The organism is Paenibacillus sp. LBL (assembly GCF_029893715.1).
In the GTDB taxonomy this organism is placed as follows: domain Bacteria; phylum Bacillota; class Bacilli; order Paenibacillales; family Paenibacillaceae; genus Paenibacillus_AQ; species Paenibacillus_AQ glucanolyticus.
In genome coordinates this window covers 1-18,191 of sequence record NZ_JARXYU010000026.1, presented here as the reverse complement: position 1 = coordinate 18,191, position 18,191 = coordinate 1, and the positions used below count along the sequence as shown (strand labels likewise).

Annotated in this window: 16 protein-coding genes; 4 read left to right on the top strand and 12 right to left on the bottom strand. The window is 49.4% G+C overall.

The genetic code is table 11. The annotated features are described in order from the left end of the window. Positions 1-169 precede the first annotated feature (169 nt). The 3 genes from M2277_RS29615 to M2277_RS29605 form a co-directional block, all read right to left on the bottom strand. The gene (locus M2277_RS29615) at positions 170-901 is read right to left on the bottom strand and encodes a DUF6081 family protein (RefSeq protein ID WP_006212401.1); all 732 of its coding nucleotides are present in this window, start codon (positions 899-901) and stop codon (positions 170-172) included. Positions 902-918: 17 nt separating this feature from the next. Then, positions 919-1,845, bottom strand: a complete 927-nt coding sequence (locus tag M2277_RS29610) for a prenyltransferase (RefSeq protein ID WP_148246546.1) — start codon at positions 1,843-1,845, stop codon at positions 919-921. Positions 1,846-2,000: 155 nt separating this feature from the next. Continuing rightward, positions 2,001-2,978 (bottom strand): LacI family DNA-binding transcriptional regulator, encoded by a 978-nt coding sequence (locus tag M2277_RS29605; RefSeq protein ID WP_063480497.1) that lies wholly within the window; start codon positions 2,976-2,978, stop codon positions 2,001-2,003. 186 nt (positions 2,979-3,164) lie between these two features. Between M2277_RS29605 and M2277_RS29600 the strand changes: the two genes are divergently transcribed. Continuing rightward, entirely contained in the window at positions 3,165-3,473 is a 309-nt protein-coding gene (locus tag M2277_RS29600; RefSeq protein WP_006212403.1) for a hypothetical protein, read from the top strand. Positions 3,474-3,661: 188 nt separating this feature from the next. Next, positions 3,662-3,838, top strand: a complete 177-nt coding sequence (locus M2277_RS29595) for a hypothetical protein (RefSeq protein WP_280756287.1) — start codon at positions 3,662-3,664, stop codon at positions 3,836-3,838. Positions 3,839-3,947: 109 nt separating this feature from the next. On the opposite strand, the gene M2277_RS29590 is transcribed toward M2277_RS29595, so the two are convergent. From M2277_RS29590 to M2277_RS29565, 6 genes are all read right to left on the bottom strand, one after another. Beyond that, a complete protein-coding gene (locus M2277_RS29590) occupies positions 3,948-4,391 on the bottom strand; it encodes a hypothetical protein (RefSeq protein WP_006212405.1) in 444 nt (147 codons plus the stop codon). Positions 4,392-4,622: 231 nt separating this feature from the next. After that, entirely contained in the window at positions 4,623-5,453 is an 831-nt protein-coding gene (locus M2277_RS29585) for a phosphoenolpyruvate hydrolase family protein (RefSeq protein ID WP_280756271.1), read from the bottom strand. A gap of 58 nt (positions 5,454-5,511) precedes the next feature. Beyond that, on the bottom strand, positions 5,512-6,723 hold the full coding sequence (locus tag M2277_RS29580) for a Tm-1-like ATP-binding domain-containing protein (RefSeq protein WP_280756270.1): 1,212 nt from the start codon (positions 6,721-6,723) through the stop codon (positions 5,512-5,514). A gap of 128 nt (positions 6,724-6,851) precedes the next feature. Beyond that, positions 6,852-8,057: a phosphoenolpyruvate hydrolase family protein gene (locus M2277_RS29575; protein ID WP_194166103.1), complete on the bottom strand. Its 1,206-nt coding sequence runs from the start codon at positions 8,055-8,057 to the stop codon at positions 6,852-6,854. Between the two features lie 81 nt (positions 8,058-8,138). After that, complete coding sequence (locus M2277_RS29570; RefSeq protein ID WP_006212409.1) at positions 8,139-8,774, bottom strand: pyridoxamine 5'-phosphate oxidase family protein; 636 nt, start codon at positions 8,772-8,774, stop codon at positions 8,139-8,141. 139 nt (positions 8,775-8,913) lie between these two features. Then, positions 8,914-9,726, bottom strand: a complete 813-nt coding sequence (locus M2277_RS29565) for an undecaprenyl-diphosphate phosphatase (RefSeq protein ID WP_036642621.1) — start codon at positions 9,724-9,726, stop codon at positions 8,914-8,916. 256 nt (positions 9,727-9,982) lie between these two features. Here M2277_RS29565 and M2277_RS29560 point away from each other — a divergent pair, with 256 nt between their 5' ends. Further along, positions 9,983-15,331 (top strand): S-layer homology domain-containing protein, encoded by a 5,349-nt coding sequence (locus M2277_RS29560; RefSeq protein ID WP_280756269.1) that lies wholly within the window; start codon positions 9,983-9,985, stop codon positions 15,329-15,331. Between the two features lie 510 nt (positions 15,332-15,841). Beyond that, positions 15,842-16,993 (top strand): PsbP-related protein, encoded by a 1,152-nt coding sequence (locus tag M2277_RS29555; RefSeq protein WP_006212414.1) that lies wholly within the window; start codon positions 15,842-15,844, stop codon positions 16,991-16,993. 84 nt (positions 16,994-17,077) lie between these two features. Here the strand turns inward: M2277_RS29555 and M2277_RS29550 are convergent, their stop codons facing one another. From M2277_RS29550 to M2277_RS29540, 3 genes are all read right to left on the bottom strand, one after another. Then, positions 17,078-17,242: a sporulation protein Cse60 gene (locus M2277_RS29550; RefSeq protein WP_006212415.1), complete on the bottom strand. Its 165-nt coding sequence runs from the start codon at positions 17,240-17,242 to the stop codon at positions 17,078-17,080. Positions 17,243-17,338: 96 nt separating this feature from the next. Next, complete coding sequence (locus M2277_RS29545; RefSeq protein ID WP_006212416.1) at positions 17,339-17,677, bottom strand: YolD-like family protein; 339 nt, start codon at positions 17,675-17,677, stop codon at positions 17,339-17,341. Further along, complete coding sequence (locus tag M2277_RS29540) at positions 17,674-18,099, bottom strand: DinB/UmuC family translesion DNA polymerase (RefSeq protein ID WP_348537795.1); 426 nt, start codon at positions 18,097-18,099, stop codon at positions 17,674-17,676. The genes M2277_RS29545 and M2277_RS29540 overlap by 4 nt, the downstream gene beginning before the upstream one ends. Positions 18,100-18,191 lie beyond the last annotated feature (92 nt).

Here is an 18,191-nt window from a genome sequence, read left to right as displayed (position 1 = left end):
TCTTTGCGGTGGCGGGGCTTGGCTGACCCGTATTCTACACGGTCAGCTAGCCTGAGTTATTGCCAGGCAAGCTGTGAGGTCCCCATTGGGACTCACAGGCTTGCCGGCCGCTTCTTGCGGGCTGTAAGTCCCTTTGAGAGACTTGCAGCTTTTGCTGGCGCGCACGCGGCTAATCTTTTATCGTTACCGTTACTGGCGAGTATTCGGCGATCACGGTTTGACCGTGCACCGATACGCTGCCTTGCGGCGTGAGGTCTTTTTCAGTCATGATGCCAAGGGCAATGGTGAATTTATTGAATTTGATCGGGATGTTGTTCTCCCGGCGAATTTCTTCTCCATTTACGTAGAACACCGCTTCGTCCTCGGCACGGTTATACGTAATTTTGTAAGTATTGAACTCCAGTGGTGTAAAGTGTGTGTCTTCCTCTTTAAAAATACAGAAGTAGCGGGTCTTGTCCGATTCCGGCACCTGAACGCCCGGGAACGGCAGAACAGCATATACGCTGGCATACTTGTCGTTCGAAGCAAAGAAATCCAAGGCTCCGCCGGTGCTAAAATCAAGCAGGTTCAGGGATACATAGCCGTCATACAGGTCGCCAGGCACCGTGCCCTGGGTGCGCGCCCGGATCTGCAGCTCGAAGGTGACCTCACCGGATTCCGGCACTTCCACTTCCTCGTTGGAATAATACATATGCTTGGCATTATCGAGAATTTGGATCTGGTTATTCTGGCGGCTCAGCGGCGCGCGAACGTACAGGATTCCGTTGCGTACGATAACGACAGCATTCGGCTCCCGATACTCCCAGAACGAACCGTCCGGCAGCGGGAAACCGCCGATCTTCCATACCTCGCTCTCGGACAGGATGGAGTGAAAATCACCAAAAACGCGTTGTTGTTCCATCTAATTCCCCTTCTTTCTTACAAAGTCTGAATAATTCCCTGGATGATCAACGACAGGATCAGCACGCCGCCGCAGCGCATGGTGGTCATGGTTGACGCGCCCATTAGCGGTAAATACGCTTCGGAACGGTTACTGTCCTTCAGTCTTCCATATACAAGATACAACGGAATAATCGTAAGCAGTGCTATCAGTGCGTAAGGCGGAAGCGCTCCGGCTAATACGCAGACTATCAAAGACAGGCAGGCCAGCAGCAGCAGAACACGCGAGAAGTTCAGCGCTCTTTTTTCACCCCATACCACGACCAGGGTCTTCTTCCCGGCCTGACGGTCCGCCTGCCAATGCAAGAAGTGATGATTGAACAAAATAAGCGTTGTCAGCAGCCCGATAGGCAGTGACAGCAGCAGCGCCCGTATATCCAGATGTGAGGTTTGAACGTAGTATGCACCCATCACAGGCAAAATACCGAAGGACAGCAAAATAGCAATTTCACTGAAGCCCTTGCCCCGATATCCGAATTGGATGGGCGGTGCGACATAGAAATACGCAATCAATCCGCCAAGTGCACCGAAAACGAATGCCCACCAGCCACTGATTAAACTTAGAATAATGCCGCTCAGTGCAGCTAATCCGAACAGAGACCAGGTGATGAGCTCGAATTTGCGAAGCGACCAGACGCCTTTCGTAAGGAAGCCCGAATTCGTGGAGATGGCATCGACATGCTCCTGCGCTTCCGTATCGGTTCCGTTCTTATAGTCCCACAGATCGTTCACCATGTTGGAGAACAGATGCGCAGCCCCGCTTCCGATCAAAGTCAACAAAAAGAGGCCTATATGAAATTGGCCTGTCCATACATAAGCCCCGAGTGCTCCCAAAGCAACCGGAATCAGCATGACGGGAATGACTTTGATTCGGGAAGCTTTTTTAAACTGTGTAAGGGCATCCACGTTGATATGCTCCTTTCTCTTCTATTAATACAGAATAGAACGCCTGCAAGTAGCTTGCAGACGTTTAGCGTTGTGAAACATAGAACTTGCATAAATAAGAATATCATAATTGTCGAACTTTGTAATCCGTTTGTTAGAACTTGGCTTCCCAGCCATTATACCGATGACCGTTCGATGAGCTCGAAGGCAAGCTCCTTGCGAACCGGTTCCTTCAGCTCTCCTTGAATATGTGCATAAACAAGCCTGAAGGCCTCCGACCCCATATCGAACAATCGGTTATCAATGGTGGTCAGCCCCAGCATTTTGCCGATCGGCTGATTGTCGAACCCGATAACAGCAAGCTCTTGCGGTACGTTCAGTCCTCTCTTCTCCGCTTCATAGATCAACCCGGCTGCCACATGGTCGCCCGTGACCAACAAGGCACTGGGACGTTCCTTCATGCCCGACAGCCGATCCATAATGGCAGCGCCGTCCTCAAGATCTATACAGCCATCCAGGATCCACTCCTCGCGGTAAGGCTCCCCGATCTCCTGAAGCACTGCTCCGTATGCCTTTTGACGTGCTCTCGTGCTCGGGCTGTCCAGTCTGCCTACCGTGAATCCGATGCGCCGATGTCCCCGCTCCATTAAATAATGCATAGCGCTGCGAAATGCCTCCGCATGGTTAATATATATAGAAGAAAATAATCGTTCCCCTGCATCCCGGCAGCATACAATCGGTCCATACGTGCAGTAGGCTTCGATCTGTTTAGGAGTAACCGACGACGATAAAATAATGATGCCGTCAATCTCGCGGTTGCGCAGCATCTCCAGCACTTCCAGCTCCTTATCCGGCGCATATCCGGTCTGGCACAGGATCAGGCGATAACTGGCGGCAAGCGCTTCTTGGCCGGCTCCCTCCATCAGTAAGGAGAAGTAGGCATGATTAATAAACGGCAGCATGATGGCAATATTCATCGTTTTACCTGTAATCAGATGAACCGCATTCATATTCCGGGCGTATTTCAGCTGTTTCATCGTCTCCAGCACACGTGTCCGCTTATCTTCACTGACATAGGGATGATTATTCAGGACCCTGGATACCGTTGATACTGATACGCCTGCCAGCTTAGCGATCTCTTTGATATTTGCCATATTCCGTCATGCCTCCTTTTATCCACTGGTTCCTTCCTGATACTATCATGATTGCCTCTCCTATTCAAAGGGAGGCCATGAGCGGGTTAAAGCCACTGAACCAGCATAAAGATCATATCCACTAATTACTTTTTTTTGGTACTATGAATGAGTGACGAATGACTTCAGCTCTATGGAGGGATCGGTATGTCTAAACTGTTCAAGGCCCTTGGTGCCATATGGCTTATCGGCGGTTTTATTGGAGGGGTCATCGTATTCATCATCATGGAGGGCAATTGGTTGACAGGGATTACTTGGCTTATCAGCGGTGCGATCATGGGCGCATTGTTCTATACGGTGGGCGAAATCCATGAAATCGTATGGGAGAATAATGCCCTGCTCCGGGAGGTGCTTCACCGTCTTCCACAGCAGCCTGGCGATAAGAAGCCGCCCCTTGGAAATTCCAGAGCCAATCTTAGCGCGTTGAAGGATTATAAGATGAACGCAAAAGATTAAGTCACCATAAAAGAGTGCTTGCTCTGGTATGCTTTTCATACTTTACACTGAATCTGGGTGGAAACCTTCATTCATTGTCAGCGTGACCCAAAGGGCGTGATGGCAAGAGCAAGGCTTCTGCCTTTTTATCGAAAGACTGAAACTTACATCCTGTCCGTCACGTTATCCTTGTCAAAAGGAGTTGATGGATGATGGAGCCATTCGGCAGAGGCTGTTTGTACATTATTATTGGTATGGTTGTGGTGCTGCTGCTGGCCATACTGATCGGGAGCACCATTACAATCCCTTGGTTCATCTTCATTCCGCTTGTCATTATTGCCTTTGCTGTGGCTGCATCCAAGAGCAAGCGGAGGGATGATGATTAGACGCTGGCTTGGAGGTTCGCCTAAAGAACCCTTGACACAGGTAGTATTTTGAATACAGACTCATATCCTATGTAAAAAGAAGAGGGACCCCGCCGGAGTCCCTTTTTCTTTATGCAAAATCTGAATAGGCTTCGGCCGTAAAGCTTTCCGGACCGACGCGGGTAGGAAATAAAGTAATACCACCAGGCACGCTGATCAGAGCCTGATAAATAATAAATCCGGGATTTGGCGGATGGTAGTCGACTCCGCTTCCCGACAGGAGAGTAATCTCCGTGACTCCTGCCAGTAAAGGCAGTGTCTCGGTGGCAGTATAGACAGTTGTTGTTACCCCGCTTACAATACGATTAACCGTCACTGTAAGAGGAGTCAACACCGATAACAAACTGCTCACTGCCACGGTAAAATCAAATACAACTCTTAAATCTGCTCCTGCTCCTGACGTATTCAAACCGAGTGTACCGAACAACTCAGGCGTAGTCGATACCGGGATTGCAATCGATCCGCTTGTAGCAGCATTCAGGGAAACTTGGCTATCCACTAGAAAATTCGCCATTTTATCAAAACCTCCCAACCTTTGAGATATTATAGAGTATGTTGGATTACAAGGATTGGTATAGACGGGCCGGGTATCTATCACTAGAAAATAAATATATTCCATGAAAGACGAGTAATTTGCTGTAAGATTCTATATTTAAATCTATATAAAGACAAAAAAGACTCCTGCCAGGGAGTCTTTTATAATTAATGACCTAACCAAGACACGCTGCTGTATCCTGGTCATATCTTACTTCGAGATATTCTTAAATGCCTCTGTTTGCTGCTTGATACCAACCTCTGTGGCAAAACGCTCAATGCTGGAAGCTCCGAAGAATCCTTCGACACCCTTGGTTCGGGATAATACATACGCTGCATCCTCTGGCTCCGCGATGGGTCCGCCATGGCACAGAATCATAATGTCCGGGTTAACCGCTTTTCCGGCATCGCAGATCGCTTGAATCTTGTCCACGCAATCATCCAGCGTCAAGGCCGTCTTGGCACCAATCGTTCCCTTGGTAGTCAGGCCCATATGGGCAACCAGTACATCGGCTCCGGCTTCCGCCATCTTCTTCGCTTGATCAACGTCAAACACATAGGGGGTAGTCAGCATATCCATCTCATGCGCCTTCCGGATCATCTCAACTTCAAGATCATACCCCATGCCGGTCTCCTCCAGATTGGCACGGAATACACCATCGATCAGGCCTACCGTCGGGAAGTTCTGAACTCCCGCAAAGCCCTGCTCCTTAAGCTGCTTTAGAAAAATATCCATGATCCGGAACGGATCCGTGCCGCAAACACCTGCCAATACAGGCGTATTCTTCACAACCGGCAGCACCTCGTTTCCCATGTCCACCACGATCTGGTTCGCATCTCCGTATGCCATAAGTCCGGCCAGGGAGCCGCGTCCAGCCATCCGGTAACGGCCAGAATTATAAATGATGATGAGGTCCACGCCACCGGCTTCGGCACTCTTGGCCGATATACCCGTACCTGCTCCCGCTCCCAGTAATACCTTGCCCTCTGCTACCTCTGCCTTTAACTTGGCTAATACGTCCGCTCTCGTGCTCATTGCCATGATATGTTCCTCCTTCAGATATGAATACTTGGTGTATTGGTGAGCTATTGCTCCAATCTTACTTACGCTTCATCAGTTCCATCAATTTATCGGCGGCTGCCACTGCAAAAGCTTGATCGTTAATGTCGGTCTCCATCTCCACCAGTTCCACCTTCTCACGATTGATGCGTTGTCTCAGCGTATTGAACAGCATCTCATCCTCTTGTGCCCCCCGGAATGCCTCGCCCTCCACATCCAGCATGGATACGCCTTGCAGGGGAAGCATCAACACCGTAGGACCCTCCGAAAGATTCAGTTTGTCCGCAATGATCTCGCCAAGCTGCCGGTTCTCCTCCACCGTCGTCCGCATCAGTGTAACCGAGGGGTTATGCTTGTACAGGTTCCGACCCCGGTATGCCTCAGGCACAGTATCATAAGGACCGAAGTTGACCATATCCAATGCTCCAGTTGATACGACCTGCGGTACCTGGCAGCGTCCAGCGGCTTCGAGCCGATGAGGTCCTGCTGCCAAAACGCCGCCGAACAGCTCATCGCACCATTCCGTTGTTGTCAAATCCAGTACACCGTCTATAAACCCGGCATCAATCAGACTTTCCATCGTTTGCCCGCCTGTACCTGTTGCGTGAAACACAAGCACCTCGTACCCATGCCGCTCCAAATGCTCCCTGGCATAATCAATGCAGGGTGTCGTTACACCAAACATCGTTGCTGCAATCAACGGCTTTTTATCCATCGGTGGTGCCGATTCGAACGACACCATACCTGCTACCGCATGAGCCGCATTGGTAAAAATCTTCGTGGAGAACGAGTTCAGACCGGATACATCCACAATGGAGGGAAACATGATAATGTCACTCGTCCCTACGTAAGGTGCCGTATTCCCGGATGCAACGGTAGATACCATCAGTTTCGGAACTCCGATCGGCAAGGCTCTCATGCCTGTGGTTACAATCGACGTTCCCCCTGTACCGCCGAAAGACATAATGGCGTCGAATTTCCCCTCGGCATACAGCTTCGGCACGATTTTTTCCATCCCTTGAGCCAAAACCTCGGTCCCGGCCGACCGGTCCTTCCGGGCAGCGATCTCGCGTATATCCGCCCCAGCCGCCTCTGCAACTTCGATGTTGGATACATCCGGCGCAAACATCGGCTCGAACACACCGCTGTGGATCGTAAACGTTTTTAGCCCCAGGCTCTCGATAACGGATTTCACGTATAAAAACTCGGCACCCTTGGAATCCAATGTTCCCGCTATGGCTATTGTCTTCACCGTACAGACCTCCTCAATGTCGCTTATCAGGATCGTTTGCACCAGTCCTAAAGAGGCCCGGCATGTGATCCCTATACATAAATAATACAGCGCTTTCAAATAAAAAAGATCGTATCCATGTACGATCTTTATGTATATTTGTCTTCGATGTGCTGACGATAGGTTTGGGGAGAGGTTCCCGCGTACTTTTTGAAGGTTTTGCTGAAATGGACATAGTCGGGATAGCCGACCAGCTCCGCAATTCGAGCGAGCGCCAGCTTGCTCTGCTTCATGATCTCCTGGGCTTTGTGGATGCGGTATTTGGCTATATATTCAGGAAAGCTGCACCCCACTTCTCTGTTGAACAGCGCGCTCAGATGCGTTCTGGAAACATGAATCTGTTCTGCCAGCTCCGTCAATGAAATATTGTCCGCATAATGGTCGGCAATATACTCTTTTACGTAAGTTACATAATCCATCGGCTCCGCGAGGTGTGCAAGCTTATCCATCAGCTGCTGGTCCTGCTCCAGATGGCCGGTTGCCTTGAAGCGATGTGTTGCATCCACGATGGCTTCCTCCGTCGGTGTCCGTTCAAAGCTGGAGCCGCCCACGTAGCCCATAGCCGATGTGTTGTCATACATATACTGGACATCCACCGGCGTGTGGACCGGACCGCCATACACCAGCTTGATCGGCTTCTTGCCCGAAGCGTCACATACGTCAAAAATTTCTCTGGCGATCTCGGCTCCCTTCTCCAGCGACCATGCTTTTTTGGTTCCCATCAAACCGCCCGCCGTGACGCCCAGGTGTGCGCAGATGATATCGGCTCCCGCGTCCAGCATCCACAAGGCATGCTCCGGGTTAAACACAAAAGCCATCGTAAACATTCCATGCTCATGGGCGAGCCGGATGGCTTCTACCTCTTGCCGGTAAGTGATTCCCTCTTCCTCCAGGGCTTCGCGGAATTGCCCGTCGATCAATCCCAGCGTAGGGTAGTTGATAATGCCGGAAAAACCGCTGCTCCGAATTAAATCCAGGTAACCCGGCAGATGAATGGTCGGATCCGTTCCGCACAAACCGAATATAACCGGCGCATCCCGGACCACCGACAGGATCTCCCGTGAACCGAACTCCATCACCATATCATTGCAGTTCGCGTAAGGCATCAGCCCCGCAAGGGAGCCGAGCCCCATCTGCCGGAAACGCCCTGAATTCAGGGCCAGTATAAGATCCGCACCGCCCTTTACCGCATATTTGGCCGAGATCCCGGCTCCGACTGCCACGCCGATGATTCGTTCCTGGGTCTGGATTCCTTTATGTAATGTATCTAAAATCTGTTCTCTGGTCGTTATCAAAGCTACTGGTCCCCTTATCTTCAATGTGACCGGGCTTATATGTATCGTTTCCTAATGCCGCAAACCTATTATAAACCAACTTTAATAGAGACGTTTCTTATAACTGTCCTGAAGCGCCTGGGCAACGGACTCTTCCGTCACATGGTCTTGATTCACATGATCCGCTATAATCCTGGACGGATTCGGCAGCTGTTCTCTGGATAACCAGGAACCAGAATCCCAAACCTGTGAACGCATAAAAGCTTTTGCGCAGTGAATGAAACATTCCTCCACTCGTACCCCAATCCCAAGCCATGGCCTTTTTCCCTGTACGCTCAGCAGGTCAAGCAGGTCCTCATCTCTGATTAAGACGGCGCTGCCGTTGATCCGCAAAGTCTCCTTCAAACCGGGAATGACAAACACGAGGCCGACCCTCGGGTTGGACAGTATATTTCGCAGCGAATCAAACCGTCGATTACCCGGCCTTTCCGGAATGACCAACCAGGATTCATCCATGATGTGAACAAACCCCGCCGCATCTCCCCTCGGTGAGACATCACAATACCCCGATGCATCGGAGGTTGCCATAAACAGCAGCGGACTCTTTGCTATGAAGTCTTTACAGTGATGATCCATTCGATCCAACGTTTTATGCTTGACCACATGACTGGATTCCCCGAACAAACCGCGAAGCTCCTCCTCCGATGTCATCACGGATTGAAAAGGTCCTTTTATCATCAGAATCACTCTCCCATTAGATACCTAACTTCAAAAAGTACCCTTTCTGTTTCTCATCCTCGGCTGCTGGTACGGTAGATACGGTATAAAAGAAGCTCCCCACAAGTTCACGGAACCTATGCGAAGCCCTTCTTCATTCTTATAAGAACACCAGCAGCAGAATACCGACAACAAAGCAATAATATGCAAAATACTTCAAATTCCCACGCGCCATAATGTTCATGAACCATTTCATTGCAAAATAAGTACAGATCAGTGTAGCTATAAACGCGAGCAGATAAGGCATCATCAGCTTGGAAATGTCAGGATCGGACGCAATATCCGAAATGCCCAGCACCATGCCTCCAAGGCTGATTGGAATATAGAGCATAAAAGAAAAACGCAGCGCTGTCTCCTGCTTCATGCCCACAGCAATCGAAGTGATTACGGTTGAGCCAGATCTGCTAATGCCTGGTATCAGCGCAACAGCCTGGGCCAGCCCTACGATAAGCGCGTCCTTGAAGGACAGATCATTATCCTGCTTGCGGCCGCGAAGATTCCGAATCAGCCAGAGGGCAACTCCCGTGAACAGCAGCGCGATTCCTACCGTACGTACGGAGGAGAATATCGACTCGATCTGATCCTTAAACAGCAAGCCAATAAGCACAGCGGGGATCGTACCCACAACAATATACAAAATGAACATGAAATCGGATTTATACTCCGGTTTTCGTGTGCGCAAATAATTCAGGCCATTCACAATCAATCTCTGCAGATCCTTGCGAAAAATAAACACAATCGCAATCAGCGACGCCGTATTGGTCAAAATTTCAAATGACAGCCCGTTCTGCTCCATGCCCATTAATCGTTGGGCTACAATCAGATGACCGCTGGAGGATACCGGAATCGGCTCCGTAACCCCCTGCACGATGCCCAGCAGCAAGTACTTCAACCACAAGATCAAATCTTCCATAACTCTCCTACTCTCTTTGAAACATTTGTGTTTCTTATAAAAAACACTAGTCTATCATAGCCCAAAAAAATAGCAACAATCAAACCTCGCATATGTGTATGTTGATATATTGTAGAAAAACGACAGATTTTGTCGAGTTTTTGTAGAGATCGATTTTATATACTGCTTTAGTGATTTCTTGCGGTTTTTGGAGGAGGCGTCCCTGTTTCATTTCCGCAGGGGATACAACAATATGAGAGTAGAAAGGGGTAAAGTTTTGAAAAGATTTGAATCAGGACCAAGGCGCAGCGCCAAGAGCTGGATCAGCTCCTGCCTGGCATTTGTGTTTTGTTTCACTGCTGTTTTTCCGCTATGGTCGACCGGTACAGCTTCAGCGGCCGCGAATGTAGCAGTGGATGAGACGAAAAACTACATATCACTCAAGAACACCGATTTTTCGTCAAACAATCCGAGGGTCGGAAATTATGCGAATTTTGCGTACCAAACCGAAACACCTCCAACCGGCCTAACCCAATTGGGTAAAGTCATCGCTAAAGACCTGCAGTATAACTACGGTGTGAGAACCAGCACCGCTCCATACAGCGATTCTCAAATCAAGAGCCCAAACAATATTGTGGGCTTCAAGGATGCCGGAAACGGCCTGTTTCCGATGCGTCTGGCTACCAACAAGCCGGAATCGTTTGGAAGCATGTTTAACAAAGAGCGCGTAACCTTATCCAACAACCGCTCATTCAGTACGTATTTCAGTTTTAAAATGCATGGGGGAACCCAAGCGGACGGCATCGTGTTCGTGGTACAAACTGCGTCCAACGAAGCAGGTGCCAGCGGCGGCGGGCTCGGTTATTCCGGCGTAGCCAAGAGCATCGGTGTGGAATACGATACCTGGTACAACAAGGGTCTGGACAACGGCACACCACGGAATGATCCCCGAGCTATTGGAACTTCAAGCGGCAACCGCGCCTCCCACGTAGCCCTCGTCCTGGACGGCAACGTGGATCATGATGCTCAACCGAAAGGTGCGGTCGACGGCAAGAACATCGCCAATATGGATATCAAAAAGCTGTCCCTTGCCCAAACTCCTGGCGAGGCGGCATCGGATCCGTACAAGCTGTTCCATACCTGGATCGACTATGACGGACTGACAAAGAAGTTTAATGTCTATCTGATCCGCGAGAACAATAACGGCACCTATCTTGTGCCTCAAGTCGGAACCGACGGCAAACTGGTTATCGCCGGGAACGAAGTTGCAACCCAGGAGGTTACCCAATTCCCGTATTTGGAAAATGGACAGCTCGTATCCCGTACTTCGGGCGGATCTGTCATTCCCGTGAAACCCATCATGTCTGACACGCAGGACCTTTCGTCCATGCTGCTTCAGGATGATGCCTACATCGGATTTACGGCAGCCACGGGCGGTTCCTATCAGGACCATGACATCTATTCCTGGCAGTTTAACAACTACAGCGGACTGATTGTGCCTGGCACGAATCAAGGACAACAGGAAGTAGAGCAGGCCCCGACCCATATCCAAATTGTAAATACGGTGCCTTTAAGAAATGCAAGCGGCCTACCTGTTTTCTTCCAGAAGGATACTAATGGCAGTAACGGCGTACTGGGCGTTAAGCCTGTGACCGGTGCAGCCGGAGATACTCCAATGGACGGCATAAAAGCCGGGGGATCTACTGCAGAGATCCAAGCGGAGGTCCGAACTATCGATGGGGACCTTATCGCCGGTTATCCGGTTACCTTCTCCATGTATTATGTATTGGCAAATACTCAGGTCGACATCGGCAGCGGACGCAAGGTATGGTCCGAAACGCTTGCCGACGATTCCGATATGTATCTGACCGCAGACGGGTACGAGGTTCGAACACAACGTTATGATCGGAATGGACAAGAGGTTCTGGTCCGGGAAATCACCGTTCCGAGTGATGCCAACGGTGTTGCCAGCGTCAACCTCTGGAACCTTGGCGACTACCCGCACCTGAGCTATGCCAAGGCACGGATCGGCGGCGAGCTGAACGGCAAAGTGTATGGCGGCGGCAACTTCGATACGACGCCTGTCTACTTCGAGTCAGGAAGCGCTCCTGTCGTCACAAATGCCAAGGTCGGTGACGACCGTAAAACGATTGTCACCACACTTGATATGCCGGTAACTTACGATCCTCATGATACCGGCGGCTTTTACATTGAAGTTCCTGACCCGGCGGATCCCTCAGCAACGGTGAAGATTCCGCTTGTTGTAAAGGGGCATGCCAAGGACTCTCAGGATGAAGACGATCCTTTCCGGCTTGTACTGGAGATCGATGCCGATTCTCCCGACTATCCTCCAAGCCTGCCGGTGGATTATGTGATACCTCCCAATGTGCAAACGCCCTTGAACTATGACAAGGATAAGGGCTCTGTCACCGGAACCGGTACAGGCGGCCTCCCATTGGAGAGCTTCCCGGTCAATGGAGGCGTTACCGTGCCTGTTGAGAACCGCTTTGCTCCCGTAAATCATGAGGTCGTGAATACTCAGGATCGCGACTCGATCCGCATCACGTTCCCTGATTCTATCGAACCTGTGGCAGCTAATGCTATGACCGCGTTCACAGTGACGATTAGCGACGGTGTGCTGCCGCCGGTGAAACTGGTGTTGACGCCAGCGGGAACTTCATTCACGCAGGATACGGACAAGCATTTAACGCTTAAGCTGGATCTGAACAGCGCTCCTGGCGTACCGCCAGCTTGGAACGGGAAGATCCCACTGGCTGCTGAAGTGAGCATTTCGTATGAGCCCGGTAAGCTGAATGCTGCTGACCTCATTAAGAAGGCCGACGGTTCGAACGAGCAGCTGGATCTGTTCCTGAACGACCCGGTGCGCAACCAGATGCAGCCGACAGCGGCTGAAGTGATCAATGATGAGTCACGCAACAAGGTCAAGGTGGAATTTGCGGAGCCGCTGAACGCGGCGAGTCTCCCTGGAAGCGCCCCGGCATTTAGCTTCAAGCTTGATGGGATCGCTGCTCCGGTGAGTGCAATAAATGTGGAGATGGATCCGGCCGATCCGACAGGCCAAACGCTGATCTTCACGTTGGATGCTGCCAATCTGCCTGCAACAGGCATTCCTTTCAAAGCAGATGACAGCGCGCCAACCAATATCACCATGAATTACAGCACAGGTATTACCGGTGCAGATATCAAGGAACTCCTCCCCCTTCAGCGCAGTCTGGGATGGCTCGAACATTTTGATGTCAAGAACCAGACCTCGGCTTTTGAACCGGCCGCTGCTGCTGTGGGTACAGACCGCAATACCGTGACCGTCAAATTTGAACGGACCGTGGATGTGATCGGTCAGCCCGAACTATCTCTCACATGGGATAACGGTGCCACGGTATATCCGGTTGATATGATCGGAAATGGGACAACGGATCAAGATACCCTGGTTCTGGCTCTCCCGAACGGTATCGAAATACCGGAGAACGCCAATGTACAACTAACGTATACTCCCAAGGCAGGGGATCGCATTATCGATCATCTTGACCCGTCTCGTGTTCTGCGGCCGCTTGGACCGGTTTCCGGGGTGAACGGAGACTTTCCGGTAAGCAATGTGGGGATTGCCATAACCGCTCCGGCAAACGGCTCCACGATTCAGCACATTACACTGCCTGTTCAGGGGACTTACAGGGATGCTGGCACTCCGGTTCATGATCATGTTGTGGTGACTGTGACTGGCGCAACCTATGGTCCTGTAAATGGAACCGTAACTGTTCTTCCTAATGGAGAATGGACATTTACGCCAGACTCGTACTGGAGAGACGATATCTATACGGTGACAGCCACCGCGAAGGACGTACTCGGCAAAATCGTGGATGACACCATGACCTTCACCGTTGTCGGACCTCGCATCTCGGTTACTGGCCCTATGCAGTATGGTCAACACATTCAAGGTCCCGTAACCGTAATTACCGGTATGATCGAGTCTTCTGCCGATCTGATTGAAGTTGAAGTCAGAGATGGACTGGGCCAATTGATTCCGGGGCAAGCCCTTAAGCTGTCAAACGATCCGGAGCGCTGGACCTTCATACCGGATGAGCCGATAGCTGCTGACGGAACCTATACCGTTATCTCCAAAGGAAGAGACGCAAATGGTGATGAGTTTTCCAGCGAAGCCTATCCTTTTACCATCGATACGGTTGCACCTGTAGTTACCATTGATTCACCGGCAGACGGCTACATTGGAAGTCCAAACGCCCCGGTGGATAAAATCGTTGTGAGTCCTAATGAACCCGCCACCAGCGTAACCGTTTCGGTCTACGACCGGAACAATCGCGTTGTTGCACAAGGCCTGGCTATTCCGGGTCCCGGGGATCAATGGACATTCACGCCGGATCGTCCGATCTCCTCTGTCGGTACGTACCGTGTAGAGGCTCTTGCCATGGACATGGCTGGCAATCTGAGTACGGTGTCGATCCGTACGTTCACCATCCGGTCGGCCAACTCTGGAGGTTCCGACGATTCAGGCTCTTCCGGCGGCATTGGAGTACCTATCCAACCTCAGCCAAAGCCTGACCCTGAGGCACCAAAACCGGTGCCCATTGATCTATCAGCCGTAAATGTGAACCTGGAGATCAGCCGCTCTATCCATCCGGATGGAGGCCAGGCCTCTGTAAAATTAAGCTACAAGAATCTTTCCGGCTCCACCGTTCATGGTGGACAAATTGAACTTATCCTGCCAAAAGGCGTTGAAGTCATCGATGCCGCCGGCGGTAAAGTGATCGACGGCAAGATCGTATGGGACGTAGACAAGCTGGATGCCGGCCAATTGAAGAGTTATCATATTAAACTTAAATGGCCACAACTGGCTCAAGGCGTAGATGAACAAGCATTTACGCTGTCCGCTCAATATACAGCATCTGGAGACCATGTATCGGGCAAAGCCAATACCGATCGGCTTCAGCTGCTCGTGTATGGTGCAAATGCGGGAGCTTTGAAGCATGAGCGTTACATTCTTGGCTTCCCGGACGGCGACTTCAAGCCGCATAAATCATTGACCCGCGCCGAGCTTGCCGCTATTATCGCAAGATTGCTTGGGGATTACGAGAGTGCAGCCGACAGCTATAAGGATGTACCGAAAGGCCACTGGGCCTATTCATACATTCGTACCGTCACCAAGCATCAAATATTTGAAGGCTACCAGGATGGCTCCTTCCATCCGGACCAGCCTGTCAGCCGGGGCGAGCTCGCCTCTGTCATGGCACGTTATTTGAAGCTGGACCAAGCGACGTCGCTGGAGCTTCACTTCAACGACGTAACGGCAGGCAGCTGGTCTGCCTCCGCCATTGAAACACTGGCTCGTCACGGTATGCTTCAAGGCTATTCGGACGGAACCTTCCGACCGAACCAAGCCATCGTCCGTTCCGAAGCAGTAGCCTTAATTAACCGCATGCTGTACCGCGGACCGCTGGTGGACATCGATCCTACCTGGCCGGATGTACCAAAGAGCTTCTGGGCTTTTGGTGACATCCAGGAGGCGTCCGTCTCCCACCAATCCGCCCGCAAAGAGCGGAATGGCGAGATCGTGGAAGCCTTTAAAGAACAGTTGAACGACCTCGTAAAATAAAAATAAACCCGCCTCCGGTTCAGCGATCTACCGGAGGCGGGTTTTTGCATGCGTTTATGGTCTATACAACCATATGCAGACAAGCATATACAGACAAGCATATACAGACAAGAGAAGCCCCTCTAACCACGGAATTAGAGGGGCTCCTGATCTATATGTTAAGAGGTGATTCCATCATAAGAGATGTAGCTTAATGGAACCTTAAAGCTTCATTAGGGGGACATAAAAAGTGTGGGTGGGTCATCGACACTGTGCCAAGCATCGAGAACGTCCGGTATTCATCAGAAATAGTTCTTTAATCCTACCGAATTCTATTTTTCTACATTTTCTTCTTTTTTCAGATTAATTATAGAAAAATATACCTAGTTCTGATAGACTACTTTGTAATATCCTTATTTTTCTCTTATAAGTATAACGGAAACAAAGATGCACCAGATTGACAACAAGCGGAATCATTTCCGGTGGAGCAAATACCCTAACCGATGGGGACTTAAGAAATGAGAAGAACAAATGAAAAGCACAGTAAAATCAACGATATTCATTCTATTCCTATTGGCCCTTCTTACTGCGTGCGGTGCTGAGGAAGATACAACCGGAACTTCATCCGTTCCTGCACCAGCAGAAAACGAAGTGGTGAACAATACAGTTTCTGCAAGTACAGAAGCAAAAGAAGAAACCCAACTCTTTACGGGTGAGAGTTTCTCGTTTTCTTACCCATCATCCTGGAAAGACGCAGACCTTAACATACCTCAAGTTGTTGCTGCATTTGTAAATCCTAATCCCAAGGGAGGTTTTGTTGATAATTTAAATTTGATTATCGAGGAATCATCTGCCACCCCTGAGGAAGCGGCTAATTTATCGGCGCAAGGTTTATCGAATGGAGATGGCGGGGAATTAATTCAAAATTACAAGAAGTTGAATTACGTCGACGTTCCAGAGAAAGCAGCGGGAATTTTAGAGGCTGAATACACTCACGGAGAGTTAAACCAACAGGTAGTATTGACTCAATATTTTGTTTCCAATGGCAATGCGCTTTATACTCTTTCGACTTCCTACTCCAAAACGTCCTACGATAACGGTGGAAAAGCGACGATCCAAAACATATTGGACTCATTCAAGATTACAGAAAGTGCTATGAATAGCATTGATACCAGTGCAAACGCCGACAGTAGTCTTGAGGGCTTTACGGAAGAAAATATATTTGCCGAAATGATGGCTTACATTATCCCTACGGAAATTGAAGACGGAGCTCTTGATGAAAAAACGTATAACTATATTATTCAACATCATCAGTTATTCCCAGCGGTAACACCTGAGGATCAAAAGAGTGCAAAGGCTGAAGTCGATCCAACAATTACTTCACGTCACCTCCTCAAAAATTTAAATCCTTATCTTGATAAAATGATGGAGGTAAGTGGCTACGTTATTGATATCACAGAAGAAGAACTCGACGGGGGCATTACCATTGCAGAAATACACATCATCGATGATAACGATAACTCCATCGTTGGTTTTTATGCCAACTCTACGGGCGATATTCTGGAAGACGACTATGTAACTTTGCGAGGAGTGCCGGCAACATATTATTCATTTGATAATATTAGTGGTGGAACCACCATTTCAATTCTTCTGGGCGTTTCGACTATTGATAAGGTTGAATAAACGAATAGTGTTCCTGGACATGCCCTGTTCCAGAATAATGATATGGATTCAGAAGAAAAAGCACCGCGCAGGTGCTTTTTTTCTTTATTGTTTATAAATGATTAAAATATCATATGTTCCATCGGCAGATGAAAGCTTAACATCCTTGACATCATCAGGATGAAGTTTATAGAGGAACTCATTAACCTGATCCTGCAGCTGATCCAAATCAGAATCGCTAAAGAGTTCAACTTTCAATGTTTTTAGCATGTAAGCACCCCCCCCACTACAAACTTCGACATCAGTCGGGTTTTCCCTGCCTGGAATGGAGCAAATGGCTATCCTGTTGTTCATGCGACTTGTTTTTTATCGAACGGAAATAATCTCATCGATCTTAATCCAATGCCATTCACGGTCAGCCATGGACAGCTTGATCTCTCGTCTAACCGTATGAATAAGAACGACAATGCCTGTCAGCTCCTTATCCTCGTACTCATCGAATAATCGAACTTTAATTGCAGTATGCTCGTGAAAAGACTCGGCCAACGCGCTTTCGATCAATTCCATTTCCTGTGGATCCAATGTCGGTCGTTCTTTTCTTCCCTCTTCCAGTTGTCTTCGAATAATGGTTTCTTTATGCTCTGGAAGCATCATCCGACTTGATTCCCATAACCCGTTACCCTCCAGCTTTTTTCGTGTTGTCATTTATAGTGTCCTCCTATCTTAGCTGATCGGTCCAGCGCTTGGCCTGCATCTGTCTTGGATACCGCTCTAATAACAATCGAATTCCCATATTTATTCTTAAGGGCATCCGTCACGCGCTCAAGAGCCATCGACCGCTCCCGTCCTGTATCAAACAAAGACATTTGATATTCCGTATCCGGGGAAAACTGCGACAAACTAATACCCACCCTCCGGATCGGCAAGCCGTCCCAATAGGACTCAAGCAGCCGGCATGCCCAGCGATAAACCTGGTTCGTTATATTCGAGGGATCATCCATCTTCATTTGTCGGCTAAATCCTGTGGGACGGTCAAAGTCAGCCCCCATACAACCGACTGATACTACATGCCCCATAAAACCAAGACCACGGCATCGCTGGCAAACCAGCTCCGTGAGCTCAAGCAGTATCTATAAAATTTTGAGCATATTTTGTTGTGTGCATTAATAATTAGCATAAACCTTGATTTATCAAGGCTTTATACTAATTTGAGGACCTT